The organism is Streptomyces diacarni (assembly GCF_003323715.1).
Classification (GTDB): Bacteria; Actinomycetota; Actinomycetes; order Streptomycetales; family Streptomycetaceae; genus Streptomyces; species Streptomyces diacarni.
Genome location: NZ_QOIN01000061.1, coordinates 22986 through 41241, shown reverse-complemented (window position 1 = coordinate 41241; position 18256 = coordinate 22986). Strand labels below are relative to the sequence as shown.

The window sequence follows — 18256 nt, the reverse complement described above, 5'->3', positions numbered from 1 at the left end:
CCCTCCGGTTCCCCGGCAGATTCGCCCTATGTGGACCCACATCCGGCCGCGCTCTTGCACTATAGGCTTACAAATCACCCGGACCGCCTAATCGCGGGCTCATCCCGGACCTCGGGCACAGGCCCACGGCTCACCCTGCGGAGCATCCCGCGGGGCCGGACTCACGCAGCGTCACGGCCGCGCCCACCGCGCCCACCGCGCCCACCGCGCCCTCCGCGCTGTCCGCCGCGCGCTCCTCGTACCGTTCGCCCGTCGTCGGGCACTCCCACACGCCGGGGCGGTCCGGCACGGCGCGCAGCCGCACGCCCGCCCTGCCCACCCAGCCGATCCGGCGCGCCGGCACGCCCACCACGAGTGCGAAGTCCGGTACATCGGAGGTCACCACGGCACCCGCCGCCACCATCGCCCAGCGGCCGATCCGCACCGGCGCCACGCACACCGCCCGCGCCCCCAGCGACGCGCCCTCGTCGACGGTGACGCCGACCGCGTGCCAGTCGCCCGCCCGCTTGAGCGTCCCGTCCGGGTCCACGGCGCGCGGCGCACGGTCGTTGGTGAGCACCACAGCGGGCCCGACGAAGACGCCGTCGGCCAGTTCGGCCGGCTCGTAGAGCAGCGCGTGGTTCTGCACCTTGCACCGGGCGCCGGTCCTGACGCCCGCACCGACGTAGGCCCCCCGCCCGATGACGCACTCCGTACCGACCACGGCGCCTTCCCGCACCTGCGCCAGCTCCCACACGGTCGTGCCCGCCCCCACGGCGGCGTCGTCGGAGACCTGCGCGCCCGGCATCGCCCGGAAGGAACCGCGCGAGCCCTCGCCCGAAGCGGTGCTCGCCACAGTGGTTGTCACAGTGCTCGTGTCGGTGATGTCCATACGGGCTCGCTCCCTGTGTCGGCGGGGTCTGTGCGGCGGGGTCTGGCTGGTCGGTGCCGCGTGATCGGCTCCACCTGGCGTGGAATGCCGTGGCGGGCCGCGGGCGCCCGCCGGACCGCCGGTGGCCGGGGGGCCGGCCGACGGCCCGCTGGGGCGAGGATGGCGGCGCCCGCGCAGACGCGGTGCCCGGCGCGCCGCGCCGCGCTGCTGCCGTCGACCGCGCGGGGCGGCCCGTCCGCCGACCGGGTGAGTGGGGCCCGTGCGGCGCGCCGTGCGCGAGGGGGCCCGCGGGCCCGGAGCGATGGTGGGCGTCATGGCCCGATCCGATGAGATTCCCGTCCCCCAACCGACCGGGGAGCCGCGGTCCTTCAGCCTGCCCGGCACCCTGGCCCAGCGGTGGAACGCGCTGGCCGTCGCCGCCTGCGGGGCCACGGTGCTGGTCATGGGGTACCGGCACCGCTGGACCAACGACGACGCGCTGATCTACACCCGCGCCGTGCGCCAGATCCTCGCGGGCAACGGCCCCGTCTTCAACGTCGCGGAGCGCGCCGAGACGTCGACCGGGACGCTGTGGCAGTGGCTGCTCGCCGCCGGCAGCGCCGTGCCGGGCGTGGACGATCCGCTGCGGCTGGCCGTGGCGCTGGGGCTGCTGCTGACCGTCGTCGGCTACCTCCTCGCACTCGACGGCACCCGCCGCATGATCCGTCTCAGCCGCCCTGCGGGGGCGCTGCTCCCCGTCGGTGTCGTGCTGCTGCTGCCGCTGGCCGCGACCTGGGACTACGCGACCTCGGGTCTCGAGACGGGCCTCTCGTTCGCCTACCTGGGCGGATGCTGGTGGCTGCTGGTCTACGCGCGGGTACTGCGGGCGCGGGCGGGGGGCGGCGGCCCGGCACTGCCCGCGACGGCGTTCGCGCTGGGGCTCGGCCCCCTGGTACGGCCCGACCTGGCGCTGGTGAGCGGCCTGTTCCTGGTGGCGCTGTGGCTGATGTGGCGTCCCGGGTGGCGCACGACCCTCGGCTGGGCGGGTGCGGCCGTGGCGCTCCCCGTCGCCTACGAGGTCTTCCGCGCGGGCTATTACGGCGTCCTCGTCCCCCTCCCCGCCATCGCCAAAGAGGCCTCGGGAACCGAGTGGCGGTTCGGCTGGGACTACCTGCTCAACACCCTGAACACCTACGCGCTGTGGGTGCCGCTGGGGCTGGTCACCGCGTACGCGCTCCACGCGGCGGCCCGCCGCGCCCTCGGACGGCTACCGGAAGACGCCCACGCACCGGACGGCGTCCAGGCACCGGACGGGCCCCACGAGCCGGACGGCACCCACGAGCCGGAGGGCACCCGGCGTCCCGGCGGAGTGCACGTGGCGGACGCGGCGCTGGTGGGGGCGCCGGTCGTCGCCGGGCTGCTGTCGGCGTTCTTCGTCGTCAAGATCGGCGGCGACTTCATGCACGGCCGCATGGTGCTGCCCGCGCTGTTCCTGGTGCTCCTGCCGGTCTTCCTGCTGCCGTACGGACGGATGACGGCGGCGCTGGCCGGGGCGGTCGGAGTGTGGGGGCTGGTGTGCGCGCTGGCGCTGCGGCCCCCCATCGAGAGCCCCGACGACCCGCGCATCGTCTTCGACTCCCACACCGTCTACCAGCACATCCTCGGCGACCGGCACCCGGTCGGCCAGCTCGCCCACACCACGACCCCGCGCGCCTTCACCACGGCCGCACGGCGCACCATCGAGAGCGGAAAGCACGGGCTGGTGCTGCGGCTGCCCTACGACAAGGGGTACCCCGTCGTCCCCCTCGCACCCCACGTGCGGGCACCGGTCGCCGCCGCCGAGGCCCGGCTGGGCCACGCCGGAGCGGTACTCCCGCTGGACGGCTTCGTCATCGACATCCTCGGACTGGCCAACCCGCTGGGCGCCCACACCGAACCCGTCAGCCACAAGAAGGCGGGGCACGAGAAGCCGATCGACCGTGCCTGGATCGTCGCGGACGTGACCGCGCCCGGCACCAGCGTCCCGGGCGTCGACTCAGGCGACGTACGCGCCGCACGCCACGCCCTGACCTGCGGACCGCTCCCCGAACTGCTGGCCTCGACCCGCGAGGCGATGAGCCCCGCGCGCTTCTGGGGCAACCTCACCGGCGCCTGGGACCGCACCCGCATGCGCATCCCCGCCGACCCGGTGGAGGCCGAACGCACCCTGTGCCGAAGGCCCTGAAGCCGCTGGAGTACGCCGTCGTCAGCGTGCCGTGCGGCGGGTGTCGCGGGCGCGGACGAGGGCGCGGGTCACCACAGGGGGCAGCAGATCGACGGCGAGGCGGCGGGCGGCGCGGGTGCGCGGCGCCCGCGCGGCGGCGGCGTCCGGCGCCGGCGCGTGCCGCGAGACGGGCACCGGCGGCGCGTCGGACTTCCGCGCACCGACCAGCAGCATCCGCCTGCCCGCCACCTCCTGCCACTGCAACCAGCACCTGCCCCGCTCGCGCAGCGCGGCGTGCAGCGCGTCCTGCCAGGGCTCGGCGTCGCCCCACGTGCCGTAGAACTTGTGACTGGAGACGCACACGGGCCGCAGCCCGCTCTCCAGTACGGCCTGCCAGGTGGCGCAGGCGACGCCCGGGGTGTGGTCGGAGCGGTAGTCGTCGAGGACGACGATGCCCTCGGGCCCGAGGGCGTCGCGGGCGGCCGCGATGTCGCCGTACACGTGCTCGTACAGGTGCGAGGCGTCCACGTGCACGAAGCGGCAGCTGCCGTCCTCCACCTCGCGCGGCACCACGGTGGTGGGCGCCTGGAGGATGTCCGGCAGGTCGTCCCAGAAGGAGCCGTAGTTGGCCTCGAACGCGCGCCGGGTGAGAGTCGCGTAGGAGCCGCACATCTCGCGCCCGTTGGCGGCGTCCGGCGCCTCGGAGTCGAACAGGTCGCAGACGGTGAACCGTTCGTGCGGGGCGTCGAGATAGGCCCGCAGGAGAACGGCGCTCTTGCCCATGTAGGCGCCCATCTCCAGCAGGTCGCCACGGTGCTGCAGTTCCCGCTGGCGGCGCAGGAACCAGTCGAAGAGGATGAGATCCGTGCGGTAGAACCAGCCGGGCACCTCCTCGAAGGAGCGCGGCGCGGGCAGTTCCCGCGCCTGGCCGCCCGGATCGGCGGCGGTCGGCGTCCGGCCGGACGTGGACGCGGCTGTGGTGGTCATGGGGGCGGGTCTCCTCTGCGGACGGAGGCGTTCGAGGGGGCCGAGGCCCTGTATAGGGGGCCGACACGCGCCGGCGCACGCCCCGAGGCCGCACATCGGCGAAGCTTCCGCGCGCCGCCGTCCGCGGGCCACCCGGAGTTCAGCGGCCGTTCCGCGCGGCTGAGGAACCACCCTGACGGGCACGGTTCACGCACGGCCCTGGACCGTGCGCGAACGCCCCACCAGCGACGCCGTTGACGCTCGCGACGCCGTTGACGCCGTTGACATCCGCGACGCCGTTGGCGCCCGCGACGCACTCGGGCCGGTGCGGGTCCGTTGGGTCGCCGCCGGTGCGGTCACGGGACCGCAGCCACCGGGGGAACGGCGGCTCGACGAACGGCCACAGACAGCTCCGCACCTGCGGCGTGCTCAGCAGCACGGCGAGCCCGACGGCCAGCACCGTCGTCCCCGCCACGGCCGGCAGGCCCCAGCCGAGGACGAGCCGGTAGCCGCCCGCCCCCTCGACGGCCTCGATCACCAGCCCGTGCAGCAGGAACGGGTAGAGCGCGCACGCCCCCAGCGCGGAGAACCTGGTCACCCGCGGCGAGACGAGGGCCAAGAAGGCGGCGACGAGAACGGCGCCCACACCGAAGAGCGCCAGTCGCACGCACACGTACCTCAGCGGGGACAGCCCCAACTCCTCGCTGGTCGCCTCCATCAGCAGCCAGTCGCGACTCACCCTGGGCGCCGCCCACCAGGCTCCCGCCACGGCAGCGGCCACCACGGGCAGCGCGCACAGCCGCGCCGCCCTGCTCCCCACCAAGCGCAGCTGCGCGGGGCGCAGCCGCAGACCGAGGACGAACCACGGCCAGTACATCAGCAGCCGCGGCAAAGCCGGTTCGCCGCCCAGGTGCAGGAATCCGGTGCTGACGGAGACGAGCGCGGCCAGCGCGACGGGCCAGCGCACCGCGTGCCACAACGGCGCGGTCAGCCGCCACACGAGCAGCGCCGCGAGGAACCAGCACACGAAGGACGGCCGCGTCAGCGTGACGGCGAAGGGCCGTCCCCACAAAAGCGTGTCCATCCCCGCGTACGCCGCCTCGAAGGCGAGATAGGGCACCAGGACGTGCGTCAGCAGCCTCCGCACCTGGTCCGGGCGCCCGGTGAAGCCGCGCGACAGGTAGCCGCTCAGCAGGGAGAGGGCAGGCAGATGGAAGGCGTACACCAGCAGCCAGGCCGCCTTCGCGCCGCGCATCCCGTCGGCGACGGGCGCCCAGTTGTGCGCCAGCACCACCAGAACGACCAGAAGAAACTTCGCGTTGTCCAAGAACGGGTCCCGCCCGCTGTACCGCCGCGCGGAGCCGCGGTCCCGGCGCCGCCGCGGCTGTGGTGCCCGGACCGCGCGCCGCAGCCGTGCCCCTCCCGTCGCCGCGCGCGTCGCCCCCGTGGGCGGAACGGGGGCCAGGGCCCGATACCTGGCCCCGGCCGCCGTGCCGGCTGCCGCCGTCGTGTCGGTTGCCGCGCCGGCGTGTGTGCGGGTCCGCGAGCGCAGACCTTCGCGCTCGCGCAGGCGGGCGCGGGGCCGCTGGCGCGGGGCGGACGAGGGGGAGGGCGCGGGGACCGGCGGGGCCGCCGGGGCGGTGCGGGCGCTCGGCGGGTAGGGCGCGGCGCCGGGGGTCCCGCCCCCGGCGGGGCGGGACCCGGTCGTGCGGGACCCGGTCGTTCCGGCCCCGGCCGCTCGGGTGCGGGACGTTCCGCCCCCGGCCGTCCGGGGATCGGTCGTTCCGACCCCCGCCGCTCCCGTCCCGACCATTCCAGCCCCTGCCGTTGCGGTATCGGTCCTGGCGGTCGCGGCCCCGGCGGTCGCGGCCCCGGCCGTTCGGAGCCCAGCGGTTACGGGCCCGGCACCGGGCCCGGTCGTCGCGGCGCCGCCCATCCCGGCGGCGGCCGTTCCGGCGCCGGGCGTCGCGGCCCCGCGTCCCGCCTCGGGCCAGTGCCCCGCCACGGGTGCGTGGCCGAGCACGACGCCGCGCCCCGTCACGGGCGAGTGCCTCGTCGCGGCCTCGCGTCCCCTCGCGGGTGCGTCCTCCGTCACGGCATCGCGTCCCGTCGCAGGTGGACGCCCCGTCACGGCATCGCGACCCGTCGCGGGTGGACGCTCCGTCGTCGGCGGAAGCCCGCCGCCCCGCGTGGGGTGCGGGGTTCCGGGTGGGGAGGTCCAGGGGTCGGCGCCGCCCACCGCGTAACCGTGGGTCGCATAGGTGTCGGTGAAAGGGTCCCAGGCCATCACGCCGTCCTCGGCTCGCTCGGCTCACTCGGCTCACTCGGCTCGCCCTGACCCCGCGCCTCACCGGCGGCGCCGAGACCGCTCGGCCCGTCCACCACGCCCGCCCCGAAGCCCTCGGGCTTCTCCGACTCGCCCGCCCCGGGGCCGCCGAGTACGGTCACCCCACCGGTCGCCGGGCCACTCTCCGGACCGGCGGCGAGGCCGCTCGCCGCGCCTGGGGTCCCCGCGGCGGCCTGCCCGCGCTCGGGCCGGACCCTCGCCCGGGGGCGGGTGACGCCCGGCAGTGGCGGTTCGACGAGGGGCCGCGTGAGCCACCGTACGGGCGCGGTCGACAGCAGGACGGCGACGGCGGCGCCCAGCACCGTCAGCAGGGCGGCGCCGAGGGGGCCCAGCGGGCGCAGCGGCGCGTCCCAGCCGTAGGCGTGCGCGGCGGTGGCCAGCAGCCCGTGCAGCAGGTACGGGTACAGGGTGACGGCGCCCAGCGCGGTCAGCCACAGCGCGCGCCGGGGTACCAGGGCGAGGAACGCGGCGGTCATCAGGGCGGTCACCGCGAACAGGGCCAGCCGCACGAGCAGGTAGGGCGTCGTGGCCACGCCGAGGTCGGCCTGGCCGTAACTCATCCACAGCCAGTGCACATCGGTGCCGGGGGCGAGCGCGTACGCCGCGGCGGCGCCGGCCGTCAGCACCGCGGGGGCGCACCAGCGCATCCAGCCGTCGGCGCGCAGTCGTGCGAGGTGTGCGGGTTGCAGGTTCAGTCCGAGCACGAACCAGGGCAGGAACATCAACACGCGGGGCAGCGCCAGGTCGTGGCCCAGAGTGGAGGTGCCCGCGGCCAGCGAGATCAGCGCGGCGACGGGTACGGGCCAGGGCACGACGCGCCACACGGGTGCGGTCAGCCGCCAGACGAAGAGCGCGGCCAGGAACCAGCACACGAAGGTGGGTTCGGTCAGCGTGAGCCGGTAGGGCTTGTGCCAGACGGCGGCCTCCACGGCGCTGTAGAGCACCTCGAAGACGAGGTAGGGCGCGAGTACTCCGGCGAGCAGTCTGCGCACCTGGTCGGGCCGTCCGGTGAAGCCGCGCGAGAGGTAGCCGCTGAGCAGGATGAAGGCGGGCATGTGGAACGAGGCGATCCACAGGTAGGCGGCCTTCACGGTGCGGGAGCCCTCGACGAGCCCCATGGGCCAGGTGTGGCCGATGACGACGAGCACGATCAGCAGGAACTTGGCGTTGTCGAGAAAGGGGTCGCGCTCGGCGGGGCCTTCCCCCACCCGTTCGCCGGGCGCCGACGCGCCGGATCCGCCCGGCTCCGGCCCGCCCTGCCCGCGCGCCGAGGACCGGTCTCCTCCCGCGCCCCCGAGCGACCGGTCACACCCCGCGCCCTCGGGGAGCCGGTCTCGTCCGGCGCCCTCGGGGCGGGTCGCCCCCGTACGCGCCGGCTCGCGCGGCCCGTCGCACACGAACCGCGGGGACCGCCTGGACCGCACAGTCCGCAGGGACCGGGCGGTCCGCAGAGACCGCACGGGCCGGACCAACCGCACGGTCGGTACGGACCGTGCGGCCCGCCCCGCCGCACGTCCGCCGCCGAGCACGGCGGACGTGCGCGTACCGGGGGCGGCGGGTCGGCTGCCGACGCCGCCTTCCGGTCCGGCTGGGTCGATGATCTGCGAGGCCATTGATCGGACAGTAGGTGCGGTCGGGCTTTCGGCCGTCGCGGCATGCCGCCGTCGGGGCCGAATGGGGGACATACGAGTGTTAAGAACGCATCTCCTCCCTTTTCCCACCTGAAATAGGTGAGGACGAAATGGAGAAATCCGGTCAATACGGTCAGAAGAGCACCGAGCGAAGGGGAGGCCGCGATGAAGATCGTGTTCCTGTTGGACAACGCCTACGGAATCGGCGGGACGATCAGATCAACGGTCAACCTCTCCGGCGCCCTGGCCGACCGGCACCAGGTGGAGGTCGTCAGTCTGCGCCGCTCCCGCCAGGAGCCCGCGCTCTGCTTCGACCCGCGCGTACGGCTGACCTCTCTCATCGACCTGCGCCACTCCTCGCCCGCCTACGACGGCGACGACCCCGCCTACCACCAGCGCAGCGAGCGCTTCACCGAAGGGCACGACCACTTCGAGAGGGGCATCTCCACCCGTCTCGGCGACCTGCGGGTCAAGGCACTGTTGGAGAACCTGGACGCCGACGTCGTCATCGGCACCCGGCCGAAGATCAACGACTATCTCGCCGCCTACGGCACCAGGCGCTACGTCCGCATCGGCCAGGAGCACCTCACCCACCGGATGCACAGCGACCACATCCGTACCCACCAGGACGCGGCCCTCGCCCACCTGGACGGGTTCGTGACCGTCTCCTACGCCGACGCCGACGCCTACCGCGCCGCTCTGCCCGACGTCCGCACCCGGATCGTCTGCGTCCCCAACGCCGTCCCGCCGACCGACGTCGAGCCCTCGGACGGGCAGGCCAAGCTCATCGTCGCCGCGGGGCGCCTGATCAAGGTCAAGCGCTACGACCGGCTGCTGCGCGCCTTCGCCCTCGTCGCCGACAAGCACCCCGACTGGTCGCTGCGCCTGTACGGACGCGGTCCCCAGCGCGACGCGCTGCGCCGTACCCTCGACGACCTCGGTCTGTCCGACCGCGCCTTCATGATGGGCGCCCACTCCCCCATCGAGACCGAGTGGGCCAAGGGCTCGATCGCCGCCGTCTCCTCCGACGGCGAGTCCTTCGGCATGACCCTCGTCGAGGCCATGCACTGCGGCGTCCCCGTCGTCAGCACCGACTGCCCCTACGGCCCCGGCGAGATCATCGCCAACGGCCGCGACGGGCTGCTCGCGCCGCTGGGCGGGAACGAGGACACCAACGTCCGCGCCTACGCCGACGCCCTCCTCCACCTCGTCGAGGACCCCGCCCTCCGCGCCCGCATGGGCCACACCGCCCGCGAGAAGGCCGCCCGCTACAGCCCCCGGCGTATCGCGGGAGAGTACGAGGAACTGATGGAGGGCCTCCTCGCCGAGCAGCGCGGCACACCGGACGGCGCCGGACGAGCGACGGACGTCACCGCACGGGAGGAAACCGGCGACGCCGCACGGGAGGCGACCGGCGACGCCGCACGGAAGGCGACCGGCGACGCCACACGGGAGGCGGCCCCCGGCACCGCACGCGAGACAGCCCCCGACACCGCGCAGGACGCGGCCGGCGCCCCCGGGACCGGGCCGGGAGGCGCCGGCCGCCCGGCGGGCGAGGGAGCGGGAGCGGCACCTCGCCCGGGGGCGCCCACGGCCCCCCGGGCGCCCGCGCCGCGCGGCTCGCGCTCCCGTACCGCGCCCCGTGGCGTGCGCGCCCGCGCGCTCCGAGCCGCACGGCGCGTCGTCCCCCGCGCGCTGGTACCTGCCCTGCGTCCCCTCGCGAGAGTTCTGCTGGGCGCCCCGCGTGCGGGCGCCGGCAGCCTGCCGCGCCCGCTCGCCCGCGTCCTGGCGCAGCACGACGGCGCGCTGCTGATCCGCCTGCGCGCCACCACCCTCCCCCGGAGCACCGCGACGCTCTCCCTCCGCCCCCGGGGCCGCGACGGCACCGCCCCCGTCCGCCTTGCGCTGCCGCCCCGCGAGCAGGCCGACGCGGACGGCTGGGTCGAGGTCCGGCTCAGCCGCCAGGACGGGCCTTCCCTCGCCGAGGCCCGGTGGGACGCCTACGTCGAGCGCGCCTCGGACGGCCGGAGCAAGCGGGTCAAGGCCGAGCGGGTCGAGACGGCGCGGCTGTTGAGCATGCCGGCGCCGGTGAACGCCGACGGCGTGCTGGAGCCCTGGGTGCCGTACGTGACGGAGGACGGCTTTCTCGCCGTCCGGGTCTGGTCCCGCGACCGGCACGCGGAGGTCACCGGAGTCGTACGCGGCGAGCACGGCTACGCCCTCACCGCACGGTTGTACGGCCAGGCCGTCGCGCCCGAGCTGTCCCGGCGCACCGTCGAACTCTCCGGCGGTCCCGTGCTGGTGGCGGTACCGCGCGGCGGCAACCCCCGGCAGGCGTTCGAGTTCCCCGGCCGCCAGGGCACCGAAGCCGACACCGTGGAACTGGAACTGCCCTACGAGCTGCCCGCGGCCTTCGCCGACGGCGCGGCAGCGGGGGTGTGGGACCTGTGGCTGCGACCGGGGCTCGGTCCGGAGCGGGTACGACTGGGGCGGCTGCTGGGCGACCTGGCGGACCGCAAGAAGACCGACGTCACCCCCCGCACCCGGCTGGGCGACAGCAACCTGGCCGTGCAGCTGTACTTCTCGCTCAACAACAACCTCGTCCTCACCCTCAAGACGCTGGCCGCGCCCAAGGCCGAGGGCCACACCGCACCGGCGGCCACACGGCCCACGGCTCCGGCAGCCGCGCAGCACTCCGGCGAGGAGGCGCGACAGCGACGGGAGACGGCCGAGTCACACCAGGGCACTGCGGCGCACACGAGTGCTCGTCGGCAGGGGCCGGATCAGACGGCGCGGAGCGCTCAGGGCCGCTCGTCCTCACCGAGCGCCTCCGCCAGCGCCTGACCCCGCTCCCTCTCCTCCTCGGCCTCCACCTCGCCCTCCGCATCGCCCTCCGCGTCGAGCGGCTGCCCGACCACCGCGCGCACCCGCTCCTCGCGCGCCTCGGCCTCCCTCACCAGCGCCCGCACGGCCCGGTTGAAGCGGACGAGGGACGGCGGTTCGGCCGGCCCGAGCAGCCGGACCTTCAAGGCGGCGCGGGCCGGGGCGAGGGTGTCCTCCTGCGGGTGCCGCACGGTGTGCAGCAGCCGGTCGATGCCCGTACCGTCCGGGCCGAGGAGGGTCGCGGCACGCACCGTGGGGCAGGCCGCCCGGAAGTCGTCGTCGTCCAGGCCGCTGGTGTTGGCGACGGCGTACGGCTTCTCGCTGCTGAGGTAGTCGGAGACGACGGACGAGACGTCCGAGACCAGCACGTCGGCCTCGTTGAAGCAGCAGAAGAGGCCGGGGCCGCCGGCGGTGACGATCTGGTGGAGCCAGGGGGGCTGCGCCGCCCAGTACGCCTCCTCCCACGCCCGCGCCGCCTCCTCCACCTCCCGGGCGCGGCCGGGCTCGGGTGCCGGCTGGCGCAGCATCCGCTCCACCTCGTCGGCGCGCCGGCCGAAGTCCACGCGGGTGAGCCTGCGCAGCTCGGCGGCCGCCTCCCGAAGCGCCGCCTGCGCCCCGGGTCCTGGCTCCTCGCCGCCCTGCCCGGCGTTCGCCCGCTGGATCAGCGCACGGATGCGCCGGTCGGCCTCCCCCGCGCGCGGGTCGACGGTGCCGGTCATCGGGTGCGGCTTGTACAGCAGCCGTACCCCGGGGTCGGCCACCAGCGCGGAGACGATCGCCTCGCCCGCCACCAGCACCGAGGTGTTGCCCGGATCGTCGGTGAACCCCTCCCACGTCGGCGCGTACAGCACGGTGAGACGGCCGTCGCGGCCCCCGGGCCCGGCTGCCGTCCCGCGGGTGCCCGCCGCCTCGATGGGCGCGAGCTGCGGACGGCCGACCTCCACCACGTCCTTGTCCTCCACCCCGATGTGCGCCAGCGCGTAGCGCTCGCGGGCGGCCTCGCCGGCGACCCACACCTGGTCGTAGGCCTTGGCGTAGGGGTTGCAGGAGGAGAGCTTGTCGGACTCGCCGTGGTTGATGAAGGCGTGCTTGAGGGTGGGGATGCGCAGCACCTGCGAGGTCTTGCCGGAGTTCGCCGGGTGCAGCAGCACCTTCAGCGTGGAGTGTTCCAGCCGCATCAGGTGCGACACCTTCGGCACGCACAGGACGGGCACGTCCGTGGCGTCGATCTTCTGCACCATGAACCGCTCGCGCAGCACGATCACGGGCCGCCCCTCCAGCTCGGCCAGCGTGCTCAGCCACATGTTCGCCTGGTACGCGGAGGCGTTGCCGCCGGAGAAGTACATGCCCACCGTCGGCCGGTACTCCGCCAGCCACGCGTCCAGCCAGGCCAGCGCCTCCTCCTCGCCGACCACCCGCTTGCCCGGCAGCAGCCAGGTGGCCAGCCACGCGATCCCGGCGAGCATCCCGGCGCAGCAGCACAGGGCCGCCGCCAGCGCCCACAGCGGGTCCCCCGTCGCGGCCGACGCGCTCATCCCCGCCGTCAGCACGGCCGCGACGCCCAGCAGGCGCACCGTCGCCCGCTGCGCGAACAGCGCCGGCGGTGAGGGAGTCAGCCCGAGCGCCGAGGCGTCGATGTTGCGGGTGACCACGGGCAGCCGTCTGCGGGCGCGCACCGACCCGGCGACCGCCTGGCACAGGAAGTGCAGGGCCCAGCACGCCAGCACGGCCCCCAGCAGCGGCGCGGTGCTGCCCGAGTCGAGAACCCCCAGCCGCCCCAGGCCGCCCAGCAGCAGCGCGTCCCGCAGCATCTGCCGGACGGCGGGGGTGAACTGCGCCCGGGCCAGCCGCCTCTCCGTACTGCGTGCGTGGTGCGGCAGCAGCACGTCCGTCAGCAGGCCCAGCGCCGCACCGAGGACGACGAGGGCGACGCCGGCCCCGGCGATGCCCGCCACCTGGAACAGGTAGCCGGCGGCCAGCAGACCGAGCGCGCATCCCGACCGGGTACGGTCCCGCATCCGGCGGACGCGCTGCTGCCGCTCCCGCGCGGCCTCGGCGCTTAGAGCCGCGCCCGCGCCCGCGTCGTCCACCTCAGCCACGCCCTCCACCAGCCCACCCATTCCTGCACGGTAAGCAGCGCGGCAGGCGGCCCGCGCGCGGTGGAGGGCCGAACGCGTGACCGCCGTGCCGGGAAGGTGTCCCTTCCCGGCACGGCGGTCAGCGGCGCCTCGCCCCGCCGGTCCTCAGCGGTTGCTGCGCAGCAGCGTACGCATCGTCCGCATGGCCACCGACAGGTTCGCCAGGTCGAACGTCTCCGAGGCCTGGATCTCGTCCAGGGTGCCCCGTGCGCGCACGAGGATGGCGCGGTTCTTCTCCTCCCACGCCTCGTACCGCTGCCCCGGCGTGTCGGCGCCGTTGCCCGCGGCCAGCACATCGGCCACCAGCAGCTGGTGCGCCGCGTACAGGTCCTCGCGGATGGAGGAGCGGGCCATCGACTGCCAGCGGTCGGCCCGCGGCAGCTCGCTGACGCGGCCCTGGAGCTGGGTGATGCCCAGCCGGTCGGCGAGGTCGAAGTAGACCTCGGCGACGTCCATCAGCTCCTTGCCCATGCGGTCCGCGACGGCGACCACATCCAGCGTGGAGAACGCCGCGGCCGAGCCCGCGATCCGCTGCGCCAGCTCCGCCGGGACGCCGGCGCCCGACAGCTTGTCGTACACCCGCTGGTGCCACTTGAGGTCGTCGCCCTTGAGCAGCTTGGGCAGCTCCGCCCAGACCGTCTCCACCCGCTCGGAGAACAGCTCGATGGTGTCGGCCAGCAGCAGCGGCTGCGGACGGTTGTTCAGCAGCCAGCGGGTACCGCGCTCGACGAGCTGCCGCGAGCGCAGCCGGATGTCGGTGAGCACATTGGCCGCGACCTGGTTGTCCAGCGACTCGACCTCGTCCCAGATGTCACCGAGCCGGAAGATGGCGCGCGCGGCCGTGTGCGCGCGCACGATCTCCTCCGTCGAGGCCCCCGACTCCTCCTTCATACGGTGCACGAAGGTGGAGCCCGCCACGTTCACGGTGTCGTTGACCAGGACCGTCGTGACGATCTCGCGGCGCAGCGCGTGCGCCTCGATCTGCTGTCCGAAGCGCTCGCGCAGCGCCTCGGGGAAGTAGCAGTACAGCAGCCGCTTCAGGTAGGCGTCGTCCGGCAGCGACGTCGCGATCAACTCGTCCGTCACGTTGATCTTCGTGTAGGCGAGCAGCACGGCGATCTCCGGCTGAGTCAGCCCGTCCCCGTTGTTCAGCCGCTCACGGATCTGCCGGTCCGTGGGCAGGAACTCCAGCTGCCGGTCCAGCTTGCCCTCCTTGGCCAGCCTGCGCATCTGCCGCTGGCTGGCCAGCAGCAGGCTGGGGGCCTGCGCCAGTGAGTTGGACAGCGCCGCGTTCTGCGCGTAGTTGTTGCGCAGCACCAGCTCGCCGACCTCGTCCGTCATCTGGGCGAGCAGCTTGTTGCGCTGCTTGACGGTCATGTCGCCGTCGGCCACCACGGAGTTGAGCAGGATCTTGATGTTCACCTCGTGGTCGGAGGTGTCCACGCCCGCGCTGTTGTCGATCGCGTCGGTGTTGATCCGCCCGCCGTCCGAGGCGACCTCGATCCGGCCCAGCTGGGTGCAGCCCAGGTTGCCGCCCTCGCCGACGACCTTGACCCGCAGGTCCTGGCCGTCCACCCGGATCGCGTCGTTGGCCTTGTCACCGACGTCCGCGTCGCTCTCCGTCGACGCCTTGACGTAGGTGCCGATGCCGCCGTTCCACAGCAGGTCGACGGGGGCCGTCAGAATGGCGCGCATCAGCTCGGCCGGGGTCAGCTTGGTGACGCCCTGCTCGATGCCCAGCGCCTCGCGCACCTGCGGGGTGATCGGCACCGACTTCGCGCTGCGCGGGTGGACGCCGCCGCCGGCCGAGATCAGCGTCGTGTCGTAGTCCGCCCACGAAGAGCGCGGCAGCTCGAACAGGCGGCGGCGCTCCGCGTAGGAGGGGGCCGCCTCCGGGTCGGGGTCGAGGAAGATGTGCCGGTGGTCGAAGGCCGCCACCAGCCGGATGTGCTCCGAGAGCAGCATGCCGTTGCCGAACACGTCGCCCGACATGTCGCCGACGCCGACGACGGTGAAGTCCTCCGTCTGGGTGTCGTGGCCCAGCTCGCGGAAGTGCCGCTTGACCGACTCCCAGGCGCCGCGCGCCGTGATGCCCATGCCCTTGTGGTCGTACCCGGCCGAACCGCCCGAGGCGAACGCGTCACCCAGCCAGTAGCCGTAGGAGTTCGCGACCTCGTTGGCGATGTCGGAGAAGGTGGCCGTGCCCTTGTCGGCGGCCACGACGAGGTAGGTGTCGTCCTCGTCGTGCCGCACCACGTCCTGGGGGTACTCCACCTCGCCGGAGACCAGGTTGTCGGTGACGTCCAGCAGGCCCGAGATGAACGTCTTGTAGCAGGCGATGCCCTCGGCCTGCCACGCGTCGCGGTCCACGGACGGGTCGGGCAGCTGCTTGCCGACGAAGCCGCCCTTGGCGCCGACCGGCACGATGACGGTGTTCTTGACCTCCTGCGCCTTGACCAGGCCGAGGATCTCGGTGCGGAAGTCCTCACGCCGGTCCGACCAGCGCAGACCACCGCGCGCCACCTTGCCGAACCGCAGGTGGACGCCCTCGACCCGCGGCGAGTACACCCAGATCTCGTAGGCGGGACGCGGCGCGGGCAGGTCCGGGATCGCCTGCGGATCCAGCTTCATCGACACGTAGGTGTGCGGCTTGCCGTCGCCGGCCAGCTGGAAGTAGTTGGTGCGCAGGGTGGCGGTGATGACGGTGAGGAAGGAGCGCAGGATGCGGTCCTCGTCCAGGCTGGCGACCTGGTCCAGCGCCCCGGTCAGCTCCTCCAGGATGCCGTCGATCAGCTCGTGGCCCGCACGCCTGCGCGTCGGGTCCAGCCGCGCCTCGAACAGGCTGACGAGCAACCGCGTCGTGTGCACGTTCCCGCGCAGCGTGTCCTCGATGTAGGCCTGACTGAACGTCGAACCCGCCTGCCGCAGATACTTCGCGTACGCACGCAGCACCATCGCCTGCCGCCAGGTCAACCCGGCCGAGAGCACCAGCGCGTTGAGACCGTCGTTCTCCGCGTGGCCCGTCCACACCGCCGTGAACGCCTCCTGGAAACGCTCCCGCGTCTCCTCCTCCAGACCGCGCTGCCCGTCCGGCATCCGCAGCCCGAAGTCGTAGATCCACGCGTGCGACCTGTCCGCGCACCGCAGCTCGTAGGGGCGCTCGTCCACCACCTCGACGCCCATCGCCTGCAACCCGGGCAGCACGGCGGAGAGCGAGACGGGACTGCCCGTGCGGTAGATCTTGAAGCGGCGCTCCCCCGGAGCAGCGCCCACCGGCTCGTACAGGCTCAGCGCGAAGTCGTCCTCCGCACCGCCACGCACCAACTGCTCGATGTGCTGCAGGTCCGCCACGGCCGCACGCGGCGGGAAGTCCGCCTTGTAGCCCTCGGGGAAGGCGTGCGCGTACTTCTGCGCCATCTCGGCGGCCTGCTCCTCGCCGCACTCGGCGACCAGCGCCTCGCTGAAGCCGTCCGCCCACGAACGCGCCGCCTCCGCCAGCCGCGTCTCGATGCGGTCGACCTCCGCGTCCGTCAGCTCCCGCAGCTCGGCGCCCGTACGCACCCGGATCACGAAGTGCAGCCTGGAGAGCACCGACTCCGTGTTCCAGGCCGTGAAGTCGACGCTGGTGCCGCCCAGCTCCTCGGTCAGGATGTCCGTCAGCCGCAGCCGCACCCCGGTCGTGTACCGGTCGCGCGGCAGGTAGACCAGCGCCGAGTAGTACCGCCCGTACTCGTCCTGGCGCAGGTACAGCCGCAGCTTGCGGCGCTCCTGGAGGTAGAGGACCGAGGTGACGATGGAACGCAGCTCGTCGGCCGGCGTCTGGAACAGCTCGTCGCGCGGGTAGGTCTCCAGGATCTGCAGCAGATCGCGGCCCGCGTGGCTGTCCGGGGTGAACCCGGCGCCGTCCAGCACCTCCGCGACCTTCCGCCGGATGACCGGCACCCGCCGCACCGACTCCGTGTAGGCCGCGGACGAGAACAGGCCCAGGAAGCGCCGCTCCCCCACCACATTGCCCTCGGCGTCGAACTTCTTGACGCCCACGTAGTCCAGGTACGAGGCGCGATGCACCGTCGAGCGGCTGTTCGCCTTCGTCAGCACCAGCATCCGGTGCTCACGCGCCTTCGCCCGCGCGTCCGCGGGCAGCCGGTTGAACGACGGCGAGACCGGATGCCCCTCGTCACCCGACTGGTGCGGATCGGACCGCAGGATGCCCAGACCCGTGCCGGGCAGCGGCGTGAGCGTCAGCTCCTCGCCCTCCACGGCTTCCCTGCCGTCCTTCGCCGCCTTGCCGGCCTTGGCACCCTTGGCGGCCTTACCGCTCTTGGTGCCCCTGCCGCCCTTGCCGCCCTCGGCGTCGAGTTCGTACTCGCGGTAGCCGAGGAAGGTGAAGTGATCATCCGCCAGCCAGCGCAGCAGCTCACGCGCCTCGTCGACCTCCTCGCCCGGCAGGTCGTCGGTCGGCTCCCCCGTCAGCTCGTCCGCGATGCGCAGCGCCGCGCCCCGCATCTTCTGCCAGTCCTCGACCGCCTCCCGCACATCCGAGAGAACCCGGCGCAGATCCGCGCTGATCTGCTTGAGGTCCTCCCGGTCGGTCTCCCGGTCGATCTCCACGTGAATCCATGATTCGACCAGCGCGTCGTGCGGCAGCTTCTCCCGCTTCTCCTTCGCCTGGCGCTTCCCCGGCCCCTGCGAAGCCGTCCCCGCCTGCTGCGCGGCGTCGGCCTGCTGGGCCGCCACGTCGTCACGGCCGCCGGACAGGACCTCCAGCAGCTTCCCGGCCAGATCCCGGCGCACCACCATCTGCGGGTGGATCACGACGTGGATGCCGCGGCCCTGCCGCGAGAGCTCGTTGGTGACCGAGTCGACCAGGAACGGCATGTCGTCCGTCACGACCTCGATCACCGAGTGCGTGCACGAGAAGCCGTTCTCATCGATCGACGGCGAGTACACCCGCACATTCGCCGTGCCCTGCGGACGCTCCTGCGCGAGACGGTAGTGGGCGAGTGCACCGCCGAGGATGTCGACCGGGTCACGGTCGGTGAGGTCCTCCGGCGCCGTGTGCAGGTAGTACCGCTGGAGATACGCGCCAAGGGCGTCGTCCTGGGGGCCGTTGAGGCCCTGCACCGGGTGGCGTCCCTGCGCCGGGCTCTGTTCAGCCACCCTAGCGGCTTCCGCCAGCCGCTCGGCTTTTGCTTCTTCCAGCTTGCTCTGCATGTCCTCTGGCTCCTGTCGCGCGCC

Annotated in this window: 8 protein-coding genes; 2 read left to right on the top strand and 6 right to left on the bottom strand. The window is 73.8% G+C overall.

Going from position 1 to position 18256, the window contains the following annotated elements:
- Window positions 1-130: 130 nt before the first annotated feature.
- Complete coding sequence (locus DTL70_RS28785; protein ID WP_245979985.1) at window positions 131-787, bottom strand: acyltransferase; 657 nt, start codon at window positions 785-787, stop codon at window positions 131-133.
- 397 nt (window positions 788-1184) lie between these two features.
- On the opposite strand from DTL70_RS28785, the gene DTL70_RS28780 reads away from it, so the two are divergent.
- Complete coding sequence (locus DTL70_RS28780) at window positions 1185-3074, top strand: arabinofuranosyltransferase AftB family protein (RefSeq protein ID WP_114025031.1); 1890 nt, start codon at window positions 1185-1187, stop codon at window positions 3072-3074.
- Window positions 3075-3095: 21 nt separating this feature from the next.
- Here DTL70_RS28780 and DTL70_RS28775 read toward each other — a convergent pair whose 3' ends face one another.
- The 3 genes from DTL70_RS28775 to DTL70_RS28765 all read right to left on the bottom strand — a co-directional run bounded on the left by DTL70_RS28775 (window position 3096) and on the right by DTL70_RS28765 (window position 7574).
- The gene (locus tag DTL70_RS28775; RefSeq protein WP_114024938.1) at window positions 3096-4040 is read right to left on the bottom strand and encodes a class I SAM-dependent methyltransferase; all 945 of its coding nucleotides are present in this window, start codon (window positions 4038-4040) and stop codon (window positions 3096-3098) included.
- Window positions 4041-4179: 139 nt separating this feature from the next.
- Window positions 4180-5346 (bottom strand): acyltransferase family protein, encoded by a 1167-nt coding sequence (locus DTL70_RS28770; RefSeq protein WP_147266832.1) that lies wholly within the window; start codon window positions 5344-5346, stop codon window positions 4180-4182.
- Window positions 5347-6305: 959 nt separating this feature from the next.
- Window positions 6306-7574, bottom strand: coding sequence for an acyltransferase family protein (locus tag DTL70_RS28765; protein ID WP_245979937.1), 1269 nt, complete (start codon window positions 7572-7574; stop codon window positions 6306-6308).
- Between the two features lie 588 nt (window positions 7575-8162).
- Here DTL70_RS28765 and DTL70_RS34860 point away from each other — a divergent pair.
- Window positions 8163-10841 carry a glycosyltransferase family 4 protein gene (locus tag DTL70_RS34860; RefSeq protein WP_114024936.1) on the top strand — a complete coding sequence of 893 codons (2679 nt, stop codon included), beginning with the start codon at window positions 8163-8165 and terminating at the stop codon, window positions 10839-10841.
- Here DTL70_RS34860 and DTL70_RS28755 read toward each other — a convergent pair.
- Together DTL70_RS28755 and DTL70_RS28750 are read right to left on the bottom strand one after the other, a co-directional pair.
- Window positions 10799-12898: a hypothetical protein gene (locus tag DTL70_RS28755; protein WP_425470422.1), complete on the bottom strand. Its 2100-nt coding sequence runs from the start codon at window positions 12896-12898 to the stop codon at window positions 10799-10801. The genes DTL70_RS34860 and DTL70_RS28755 overlap by 43 nt on opposite strands.
- A gap of 225 nt (window positions 12899-13123) precedes the next feature.
- Window positions 13124-18232 (bottom strand): NAD-glutamate dehydrogenase, encoded by a 5109-nt coding sequence (locus DTL70_RS28750; protein WP_114024935.1) that lies wholly within the window; start codon window positions 18230-18232, stop codon window positions 13124-13126.
- Window positions 18233-18256: the final 24 nt, after the last annotated feature.